Origin of the sequence: Tibeticola sp. (genome assembly GCF_022759015.1) — a bacterium.
GTDB classification, from domain to species: Bacteria; Pseudomonadota; Gammaproteobacteria; order Burkholderiales; family Burkholderiaceae_C; genus Tibeticola; species Tibeticola sediminis.
Map to the genome: position 1 here is coordinate 1 of NZ_JAEMQB010000097.1, position 10,258 is coordinate 10,258.

Below are 10,258 nucleotides of genomic sequence, written 5' to 3' on the forward strand. Positions count from 1 at the left end.
CCAACCCCGCCCGCCGTGGTCTGCTCGCCAGCCTGCTCGGCGTCGGCGCCTGGCTGACGCTGCCCGCGCAGGCCGCGCAGGCAGCCTCCGCCGGCGCTCCGGCCGCCGCCGCAGATGGCCGCTTGGTCGTCGTGTTCCTGCGCGGTGCCTACGACGGGCTCTCCGCCCTCGTGCCTTGGTCGGACCCCGAATACGCGCGGCTGCGGCCCAACATTGCCATTCCCGCGCCCGGCGCGGGCAACGAGGCCGCCCTGCGGCTGGACGAACGCTTCGCCCTGCACCCGGCGCTTGCTCCGCTGCTGCCGCTGTGGCAGGCCGGTGTGCTCGCGGCCATTCCTTGCGCGGGCTCACCCGACCCCACACGATCGCACTTTGACGCGCAGCACCACTGGGAAGTGGGCATACCGGGACGCAGCAGCGCACACGACGGCTGGCTCAACACCCTCGCGGCCGAACACCCCGGCAGCCGCGCACTCGGCGTCGGCGAAGCCAACCCGCTCATCCTCGCCGGCGCAGCCCCGGTGCAACTCGTGCCGCGCGGCCAGGCCGCCACCCGCGCCGGTGTGGTCGGGGCCGATGCCTCGCGCGCGGCCGTGCTGCGGCTGTATGCGGGCAACGATGCGCTCTCGCAAGCGTTTCGCGCCGGCGCCGACAGCCGCCTCGAAACCAGCCAGACCCTGGCGCAAGCGCAGGCCGCGGCCGAACCCGGCGCTGCAGCGCAGATGGCCCCGGGCATGATGGCTCCGGGGGCGAACGGCGTGGACGGCGCACGCCGCGAAATGATGGCCGCCAACAACGGCGCCGGGCCTGTGCGCGGTCTGCGGCTCGACGCGCAACACCTGGGCACGCTCATGCGCCGCGACCCCGCGATGCGCTGGGGTTTCCTTTCGGCCGGCGGCTGGGACACGCATGCGAACCAGGGCGCTGCGCGCGGCGCGCTGGCCAACAACCTCGCCGCGTTGGCCGAAGCGCTGGTGCAACTGCGGCAGGACTTCGACCGCCCCAACGATGTGGTGGCGGTGGTGAGCGAGTTCGGTCGCACCGCCGCCGAAAACGGCAGCCGCGGCACCGACCACGGCCACGGCAATGCCTTGTGGCTGATGGGCGATGCAGTGGCCGGCGGGCGCTGGCACGGCCGCTGGGATGGGCTGGCCGCCAGCGCGCTGCACGAGGGCCGCGACCTGCCGGTGCACCACGACTTCCGCGCGGTGTTCGCCCGGGTGCTCGGCCGCATCGCGGGCCTGGACGAAACCCAGGCCCAGCGCCTGTTCCCAGGCTACCGCCCCGATCCCGCGCTGGCGGGCCTGATGCGCGGCTGACGACGCCTCAAATCCGACAGGCTCCCAGCGGGGGCGCCCGCCGCGCGTGTCCGATCATCCATTCCCCGGCACCGCCAACGTGGCTGGGGCGAACGTTTCACAGCGTCAGGATGGTGCTGCCCACGGTCTGGCGCGACTCGAGCGCGCGGTGCGCCTCGGCCACGTCCCGGAGCGCAAAGCGCTGCGCGATGTGGATCTTCACCGCACCGCTTTGCACCACCTCGAACAATTCGTCGGCCATGGCCTGCGTGCGTTCGCGCGTGGCGATGTGGGTAAAAAGCGTCTGCCGCGTGACGTAGAGCGAACCCTTGGCGCCGAGGATGGCGGGGGCGAACGGCGGCACCGGGCCCGAAGCATTGCCAAAACTCACCATCAGCCCAAACGGACGCAGGCAGTCGAGCGAGCCGTCCCAGGTGTCTTTGCCGACCGAGTCGTAGACCACCTTGACGCCCTGGCCCTGGGTGATGTCCCGGACGCGCTGCACGAAGTTCTCGCGCCGGTAGTTGATGGCGTGCGCCGCCCCGTTGGCCAGCGCCAGCGCACACTTCTCGTCGCTGCCCGCGGTGCCGATGAGCTGCAGGCCCAGCGCCTTGGCCCACTGACAGGCGATCAGCCCCACGCCCCCGGCGGCGGCATGAAACAGCACGAAGTCTCCGCTTTGCAAGCCTTCGACCGGGCGCGTGCGTTTGAGCAGGTACTGCGCGGTCAGGCCTTTGAGCATCATGGCGGCGGCGGTGTCGAAGTCGATCGCATCGGGTAGGCGCACCACGCAGGTCGCGGGCATCACGCGGACTTCGCTGTAGCTGCCGGGCGGGTTGCTGGCGTACGCGGCGCGGTCCCCCGGCTTCAGATGCGTCACCCCCTCGCCGACGGCTTCGATGATGCCCGCGCCTTCCATGCCCAGACGCGCGGGCAGGCTGAGCGGGTAGAGCCCCGTGCGGTGGTAGACATCGATGAAGTTGAGCCCGATCGCCTTGTGGCGGATGCGCACCTCGCCCGGTCCAGGGTCGCCGACGTCCACGTCGACGAGCTTCATCTGTTCTGGGCCACCAAACTGGTCGATCTGCACGGCAAGCGTCATGAGGATTCCTCGAAGAACAAAGCGAGAAGGTAATCCTGCCACGTTCGCGCCAGCGCTGCACGCGCGAACCGGCTACAGTGCCGCCCCATGCCGCAAAAACTCGATGCACGCACCGCCTTCTATCTGACCTTGCCGCCGCTGCTGTGGGCGGGAAATGCCGTGGTGGGACGGCTCGTGCATGAGCTCGTGCCGCCGATCACGCTCAACCTGCTGCGCTGGCTGGGTGCAGCCCTCATCCTGATGCCGCTCGCCCCCTGGGTGCTGCGGCCAGCCAGCGGGCTCTATACCCACTGGCGGCGGTTTGCGCTGCTGGGGCTGTTGGGGGTGGGTTGCTACAACGCGCTGCAGTATCTGGCGCTGCAGACCTCGACGCCGCTGAACGTGACGCTGGTGGCATCGTCGATGCCGCTTTGGATGCTGGCGCTTGGGGCCTTGTTCTTCGGCGCGCGGGTGACGCGCGCGCAACTGGTGGGCGCGGCGCTGTCGATGAGTGGTGTGCTGGTGGTGCTCTCGCGCGGCGAACTTCGCCACCTGCTCGAACTGCGGCTGGTTGCGGGGGATGTGTTCATGCTGCTCGCCACCCTGTCTTGGGCCTGGTACAGCTGGCTGTTGTCGCGCCGCGCCGAGCCCGACGCCTTGCGGCGCGACTGGGCGGCGTTTTTGCTCGCCCAGGTGCTCTACGGTCTGGTGTGGTCGGGCGCGTTCACGGCGGCCGAGTGGGCGCTGACCGACGCGCACATTCAATGGGGATGGCCGCTGGTGGCCGCGCTGCTGTATGTCGCGGTCGGCCCGGCGGTCCTTGCCTACCGGAGCTGGGGCCAGGGCGTCGAGCGCGCTGGGCCGGCGCTGGCGGGCTTCTTCTCCAACCTCACGCCGCTGTTTGCGGCCGTGCTCTCGGCCGCGTTCCTGGGCGAACTTCCCCACCTGTACCACGCCTTGGCCTTCGGGCTGATCGTCGCGGGCATTGTGGTGTCTTCGCGGCGCTGAAAACCGGCCCGAGCGCCCGTGCGGCCGCGCACGGTGGCACGCGATGGGCGCGTGCCGGGGCGCAGTTGGGCTCAGAAGGTGCCCGGGTAGGCGCCGCCGTCGAGCAAGAGGTTTTGGCCGGTGAGGTAGCCCGCATGCACGCTGCAGAGGAAGGCGCAGACGGCGCCGAATTCTTCGGGGGTGCCGAAGCGGCGGGCCGGGATCTGGGCGATCTGCGCCTGCACGACCGCGTCCAGGCTGCGGCCGCTGCGCTCTGCGCTGGCTTGCAGCGTGGCGCGCAGGCGGTCGGTGTCGAATTTGCCCGGCAACAGGTTGTTGATCGTCACCCCGCGCGCGGCCAGATCCGAGCGCGCAAGCCCGGCCACGAAGCCGGTGAGGCCGCTGCGTGCGCCGTTGGAGAGCGCGAGGATGTCGATCGGTGCCTTGACCGCGCTCGAGGTGATGTTGACGATGCGGCCAAAGCCCCGCGCGGCCATGCCGTCGACCGTGGCCTTGATGAGTTCGATCGGGGTGAGCATGTTGGCCTCGACGGCGCGCAGCCAGTCCTGGTGGCTGAAGCTGCGGAAGTCGCCCGGCGGTGGCCCGCCCGCATTGGTGACGACGATGTCGAAGTCGCGCCCGGGCCCGCCCGGCGCGGAAAAGACCGCCTCACGACCAGCATCGGTGGTGATGTCCGCAGGCACAAACAGCAGCTTTGCCGGCTTGTTCCGGTCACTTTCTGCTCTCAATTTAGAAGCAGCCTCGATCAGACCATCGGCCCCACGTGCGTTGATGACGAGGTTGACGCCCTCGCGCGCGAGCGCCTGGGCGCAGCCGAACCCCAGCCCTTTGCTCGCGCCGCAGACCAGCGCCCATTTGCCAGCAAGCCCCAAATCCATCTCGATCCTCCTCACGCCCTGCGGCGCGTCACCAGAAACACTCCGCCGACCACCAACGCCGTGCCGGCGATGATCCAGCCGTTGAAAGGCTCGCCCAGCAGCAGCACGCCCATCAGGATGGTGGACATGGGTCCGATCATGCCCACCTGCGACGCCAGCCCTGCGCCGATGCGCTCGATGCCCATCATCACGAGCAGCACCGGCGCGGCGGTGCAGGCGGTGGCGTTGAGCAGCGACAACCAGATCACCGGCGGCGCGACCTGCGCGGCCGACAGCGGACGCAGCAGCAGGAACTGCACGATGCACAGCACGCAGGCCACCGAGGTGGCCAGGCCCGCCAGACGCAGCGCGCCCAGCCGCTGCACCAGTTCGCCGCTGTAGCTGAGGTACAGCGCATAGCTCAGCGCGCTCAGAAACACCAGCGCGGCACCCAGCGCGACATTGGGGCCTTGCAGGCTGGCCTCGTGCCCGAAGACGAGCAGCACGCCGCTGTAGCTCACCGCCATCGCGATGGCCTGATGGCGCTGCACCTTGCGGCCGTAAAGCAGCCAGCCCAGCAACAGCACGAGCGTTGGGTTGAGGTAGAGAATCAGCCGCTCGAACGAGGCGCTGATGTATTGCAGGCCCGCGAAGTCGAGAAAGCTCGCGAGGTAGTAGCCGGTGAAGCCCAGCCACAGCACGCCGAGCAGATCGCGGCGCGACAGCGCCGGCCGCCCCCGCCCCGCCCAAATGGCCATGGCAGCAAACAACGGCAGCGCAAACAACATGCGGTACATCAGCAGCGTGACCGCATCGACCCCATAGCGATAGGCCAGCTTGACGATGATGGCCTTGCCACTGAAGCCGATGGCGCCCAGCGCGGCCAGGAGCAGGCCCGGCAGCAAGCGGCCATCGGCGGCGGGGCGGGCATGTGCGCCCGAGGGAGGCTGGCGCATCAGTCTTCGACGAAGGCCTGCGCGCGGCGGGCCTGTATGGCGGGAACGATCACGACGAGCAGCAAGGCTGCGGCCGTGATCAGCAAACCCGCGGAGATCGGGCGCGTGACGAAGACGCTCCAGTCCCCGCGCGAGAGCAACAAGGCGCGGCGCAGATACTCCTCCATCATCGGGCCCAGGATGAAGCCCAGCAACAGCGGCGCGGGTTCGGCGCCGAGTTTGTGAAAGCCATAACCGATGAAGCCAAACAGCGCCACCATCCACACGTCGAAGGTGTTGTTGTTGGTGGTGTAGACGCCCATGGCGCAGAACAGCACGATGGCCGGATAGAGCCAGCGGTAGGGCACGGCCAGCAGGCGTATCCACAGACCGATCATCGGCAGGTTGAGCACCACGAGCATGAGGTTGCCGAGCCACATCAAGGCAATCAGGCCCCAGAACAGCTCGGGGTTGCCGGTCATCACGTTCGGGCCGGGCTGGATGTTGTGGATGGTCATCGCCCCAACCATCAGCGCCATCACCGCGTTGGGCGGGATGCCGAGCGTCAGCAGCGGGATGAACGAGGTCTGCGCGCCCGCGTTGTTGGCCGACTCGGGCGCGGCCACGCCGCGGATGTTGCCTTCGCCAAACGGCACCTCACCGGGCTGCAGCCGCGTTTTCTTTTCTGCCGTGTAGGCCGCAAACGATGCGAGCAGCGCACCACCGCCCGGCAAGATGCCCAACACCGTGCCGATGCCCGTGCCACGCAGGATGGCGGGCACCAGATGCCGCCAGTCCTCGCGCGTGGGCCACAGGCGCGTGACCCGCGCCGTGAACACCTCGCGTTGATCGGCATGGATCGAGAGGTTGGCGATGATTTCGGCATAGCCGAACGCGCCCATGGCAATGACGATGAAGCCGATGCCGTCGCTGAGTTCGGGGATGTCGAACGTGAACCGGGGCAGGCCCGAGTTGACGTCCGTCCCCACGAGCCCGAGCAGCATGCCCAGCAGAACCATGGCGATGGCCTTGAGCAGCGAGCCCGATGCGAGCACCACGGCGCCGATGAGCCCGAGCACCATGAGCGCAAAGTATTCGGCCGGGCCAAAGCGCAAGGCGAGCTCGGTCAGTGGCGCGGCGAACGCGGCCAACACCAACGTCGCGACGCTGCCCGCAAAGAAAGAGCCCAAGGCGGCGGCTGCCAGCGCCGCGCCGGCCCGACCGCGGCGCGCCATCTGATAGCCGTCGATCACGGTGACGACCGATGAGGCCTCGCCCGGCAGGTTGACCAGAATCGCCGTGGTCGAGCCGCCGTACTGCGCGCCGTAATAAATGCCCGCCAGCATGATGAGCGCGGCCACCGGCGGCAAAGCGTAGGTCGCGGGCAGCAGCATGGCAATCGTGGCGACCGGCCCGATACCGGGCAGCACGCCAATCAGCGTGCCCAGCAAGCAGCCGATGAAGCCATACAACAGGTTTTGCGCCGTGGCGGCTACCGAGAGGCCGAGCGCGAGGTGTTCGTACAGGTTCGAGAGCGCATCCATCCCACACCCCTCAAAACACGGGCCACACCGGCAAAGGCAGCTTGAGCAGCAGCACGAAGGTCGCCCAGCTCATGAATGCCAGCACCCCGGCGAGCATCAGCGTCTCGCGCAGGCGAAATTCACCATCGGCCAGACGCGCCACCAGCGTGAGCAGCACCACGCCCGCGATCAAACCCAGCGGCGGCAGCCCGATCACGGGTAGCCCCCCGAGACAGGCCCCGAATACGAGGTTGGCGAGCAGGATGAACACCAGTGGCCGCCATCCCCAAGCGCCGATGCGGCCGTCCGCGCCCGAGCCCTCGCCGCGGGCCATGAAGGCGCGCAGCGCGATGATCACCCCCAGCCCCGCCAGCAGCAGGCCGAGCAATTGCGGGAAGTAGCCCGGCCCCATGCGGGCTGCCGTGCCGATCGGGTAGCTGCGCGCACCCCAGGCAAACGCGCCGCCCGCGACCGAAAACATCAGCCCGGCAAAAAAATCTTGCTGATTCCCTCGCATCTTCACGCACCCTTGGATTCCGGCAAGGACGCGGGCGAAGATGGGGCCTCCCGCTCGGTGGTGACGGTGGAAGGGGTCGTGGCGGCGCGCGCGTCCGTCGGCCGCCAATCGATCGGTGGCGTTGCCGCGACCACTTCTTCGATGGTGGTGAGTCCTTCGGCCACGCGCAGCGCGCCGGCCAGCCGCAGCGGCCGCATGCCGCCGGCGACCGCTTGGCGCCGCAGGGCGTCGATGCTCGGTTGGGCTTGGCTCACGCAGGACTTGAACGCTTCACTGACGGTGAGCAGCTCGTACAAACCCATCCGGCCTTGGTAGCCGGTCATGCGGCAGTCGACGCAGCCGACCGGCCGATACGGCCGAAACCCCCCATTGATGCGCCAAGGCCGAACGAAAGCCTCGACCTCGGAGCGCGCCAGGTCGTCGGCCCGCACCTTGCAGGCCGGACAGAGCGTGCGCACCAGGCGCTGCGCGAGCACACCGAGCAGCGTGGCGTTGATGAGGTAGGGCGGCACGCCCAATTCCATCAGCCGCGTGATGGCGCTGGGCGCATCGTTGGTGTGCAGCGTGCTGAAGACGAGGTGGCCGGTGAGCGCGGCCTGCACGGCCATGTCGGCCGTCTCGGCGTCGCGGATTTCACCGACCATGATGATGTCGGGGTCCTGCCGCATCAGGGCACGCAAGCCTTCGCTGAAGCCGAGGTCGAGCTGCGGCTGCACCTGCGTCTGGTTGAAGGCTGGCTCGACCATTTCGATCGGGTCTTCGATCGTGCAGACGTTGACCGCATCGGTCGCCAGCCGTTTGAGCGTGGCGTAGAGCGTGGTGGTCTTGCCGCTGCCGGTGGGCCCCGTGACGAGAATGATGCCGTGGGCGCGCGCGGTCAGTGCTTCCCAGCGCTCGGCGTCGTGCTCCGAAAAGCCCAGCGCGGGCAGGTCCTTGACCGCCGTGTCGGGGTCGAAGATGCGCATGACGAGCTTTTCACCGAAGGCGGTGGGCAGGGTCGACAAACGCATCTCGATTTCGTCGCCACGGGGGCTTCGGGTCTTGATGCGCCCGTCCTGCGGGCGGCGACGCTCGACCACATCCATGCGGCCGAGCAGCTTGATGCGCGCGACCATCGCGCCCATGACGGCAACCGGCAGCTGATACACCGTGTGCAGCACGCCGTCGATGCGAAAGCGGATGTGGCCGTGCTCGCGCCGCGGCTCGAGGTGGATGTCGCTCGCGCGCTGGTCGAACGCGTATTGCCAAAGCCAGTCCACCACCTGGACGACGCCCTGGTCGTTCGCGTCGAGCGCGCGGTTGGTGCGCCCGAGTTCGACGAGCTGCTCGAAACTGGCGGCGGCCGCGTTGCCGCCAGTTTTCTGCGCGGCGCGCACCGACTTCGCCAGCGCATAAAACTCGGCCGTGTAGCGCTGGATCTCGGTCGGGTTGGCCAGCACCCGCCGCACCGGCCGGCGCACATGGCGCTCGACCTCGGCCACCCAGTCGCTGAGGAAGGGCTCGGCGGTGGCGACGACCACCTCCTGCGGCCCGACCTGCACCGGCAGCACGCGGTGACGCTCGGCGTAGCTCGCACTCATCACATCGGCGACTTTGCCGACATCGACCTTGAGCGGGTCGATGCGTTGATATGCCAGCCCCGCGCGCGCGGCCAGCCATTGCGTGAGGCTTTCGATGTCGAGCGCGCGGCCGTCGCTGGCGCGGCGCATCGAGACGCTGGCCAGCCGCACCAGCGGGTGCTGCGCGCTCTCGGCCTTGGCACAGCGCGAGGCGGTGCGCTCGGCCTCCTCGGCGGTAATGAGCCCGTCCTCGGCCGCCCACTGCACGAGTCGGCGCCAGTCCAGCGGGCCCTCGGGAACCGCGTTCGAACGAGCCGTGGGTGGAGCAGCGGGCGAGGTCATGGGGAGGGCTTCAGGTCTCGAACGGTTTGAACACGCGCAGCCATTTTCGCGCGGGCAGGCCCCAGCGGGTCTGGATCGTCTCGGCTTGCGCCTCGAGGGCGCTGCGGCGCGGGCGGCTGGGCGTGCGCTGGGCCAGCACGACCGTGTTGCCTTCCCGCGTGGGCTTGAACGCCCAGAGCGCCTCGGCGCCAAAGGCTGCGGCGATTTTCTGCACGCTGCGCTCGAAACTCGACGCACGGCCGAACAGGTTGACCGTCATGCAGCCATCCTCGGTCAGCAAGGCGCGGCAGTCCGCGTAAAAACCCTCGTCGTCGAGCACCGGCGCGGCGGCCTCGTGGTCGTACAGGTCGACCTGCAAGGCGTCGACGCTGCCCAGCCACTGTGGATCGCGGATCTCCTGCGCGGCGTCACCCAGCACGATCTTCAGCCGCGCATCCTCGGGCGGCAGCTTGAACCAGCCGCGGCAGGCGTGCAGCACCTGCGGGTTGAGCTCGATGACCGTGGTGCGCATGCGCAGCCGCTGATGGCAGAACTTGGTCAGTGCACCCGCGCCCAGCCCGAGCTGCATCGCATGCCGGGCCGAGACGCTCTCGGGCGCGACGAACAGCAGCCAGGCCATCATGCGCTGCACGTATTCGAGTTCGATCGCAAACGGATCGTCGATACGCATCGCACCCTGCACCCAATCGGTGCCCAGGTGCAGGCAGCGCACCCCATCGAAATCGGAAAAATGCACCTCGGGCAATTCGGCTCGGGCGGCGCCGCGTCGGGTCGTGGTCATGAACACAGGGAGGGGATCAAGGTCAACAGGGTCAGCGTTGCTCGGTCAGGCTTGCTCTTATGGCAACGCTGAATCAGTTCCTGCGATGGTACGCGCCCGGCCGCGGGATGGGATGCGAGGCACAAACCGCAGCCATAGCCGCAGCTATGGCGAGGATTTGCAACGAAGCAGACCGCCCGCAGCCGGGATGCGCGACGCGCGAGGGACTTGTTCAGCGTTGCCTTATACCAGCCCATGACGGGCAAACACGGCGCGCCAAGCCGCCAGTTTGCGTTCGAACGACCAGCTCGCGTTGGCCGGGCTGGTCGAGGGCAGGCGGTGCGACTCCAAAGGCCGGGGAAACGCCGCGAGCACGCG

9 protein-coding genes are annotated in these 10,258 nt (G+C 68.7%); 2 read left to right on the top strand and 7 right to left on the bottom strand.

Annotation, left to right across the window (positions count from 1 at the left end; translation table 11 throughout):
* Nucleotides 1-1,319: DUF1501 domain-containing protein (locus JHC36_RS05930; RefSeq protein ID WP_287917031.1), on the top strand; the 1,319-nt coding region annotated here is incomplete at its 5' end.
* A gap of 97 nt (nt 1,320-1,416) precedes the next feature.
* Here the strand turns inward: JHC36_RS05930 and JHC36_RS05935 are convergent.
* On the bottom strand, nt 1,417-2,400 hold the full coding sequence (locus tag JHC36_RS05935; RefSeq protein ID WP_287917034.1) for a quinone oxidoreductase family protein: 984 nt from the start codon (nt 2,398-2,400) through the stop codon (nt 1,417-1,419).
* 87 nt (nt 2,401-2,487) lie between these two features.
* Here JHC36_RS05935 and JHC36_RS05940 point away from each other — a divergent pair, with 87 nt between their 5' ends.
* Nucleotides 2,488-3,387 carry a DMT family transporter gene (locus tag JHC36_RS05940; protein ID WP_287917036.1) on the top strand — a complete coding sequence of 300 codons (900 nt, stop codon included), beginning with the start codon at nt 2,488-2,490 and terminating at the stop codon, nt 3,385-3,387.
* Nucleotides 3,388-3,458: 71 nt separating this feature from the next.
* On the opposite strand, the gene JHC36_RS05945 is transcribed toward JHC36_RS05940, so the two are convergent.
* The 6 genes from JHC36_RS05945 to JHC36_RS05970 are packed head-to-tail and all read right to left on the bottom strand — an operon-like array spanning nt 3,459 to nt 9,901.
* A complete protein-coding gene (locus tag JHC36_RS05945) occupies nt 3,459-4,265 on the bottom strand; it encodes an SDR family oxidoreductase (protein WP_287917039.1) in 807 nt (268 codons plus the stop codon).
* A gap of 11 nt (nt 4,266-4,276) precedes the next feature.
* Nucleotides 4,277-5,200, bottom strand: a complete 924-nt coding sequence (locus JHC36_RS05950) for a DMT family transporter (RefSeq protein ID WP_287917042.1) — start codon at nt 5,198-5,200, stop codon at nt 4,277-4,279.
* Nucleotides 5,200-6,723: a tripartite tricarboxylate transporter permease gene (locus JHC36_RS05955; protein ID WP_287917045.1), complete on the bottom strand. Its 1,524-nt coding sequence runs from the start codon at nt 6,721-6,723 to the stop codon at nt 5,200-5,202. Before JHC36_RS05955 ends, JHC36_RS05950 begins: the two co-directional genes overlap by 1 nt.
* 10 nt (nt 6,724-6,733) lie before the next feature.
* A complete protein-coding gene (locus tag JHC36_RS05960; RefSeq protein WP_353846124.1) occupies nt 6,734-7,183 on the bottom strand; it encodes a tripartite tricarboxylate transporter TctB family protein in 450 nt (149 codons plus the stop codon).
* Between the two features lie 38 nt (nt 7,184-7,221).
* Nucleotides 7,222-9,120, bottom strand: coding sequence for a type IV pilus assembly ATPase TfpB (tfpB, locus tag JHC36_RS05965; RefSeq protein ID WP_287917051.1), 1,899 nt, complete (start codon nt 9,118-9,120; stop codon nt 7,222-7,224).
* 10 nt (nt 9,121-9,130) lie between these two features.
* Nucleotides 9,131-9,901 carry a class I SAM-dependent methyltransferase gene (locus tag JHC36_RS05970; protein WP_287917053.1) on the bottom strand — a complete coding sequence of 257 codons (771 nt, stop codon included), beginning with the start codon at nt 9,899-9,901 and terminating at the stop codon, nt 9,131-9,133.
* Between the last annotated feature and the right edge of the window lie 357 nt (nt 9,902-10,258).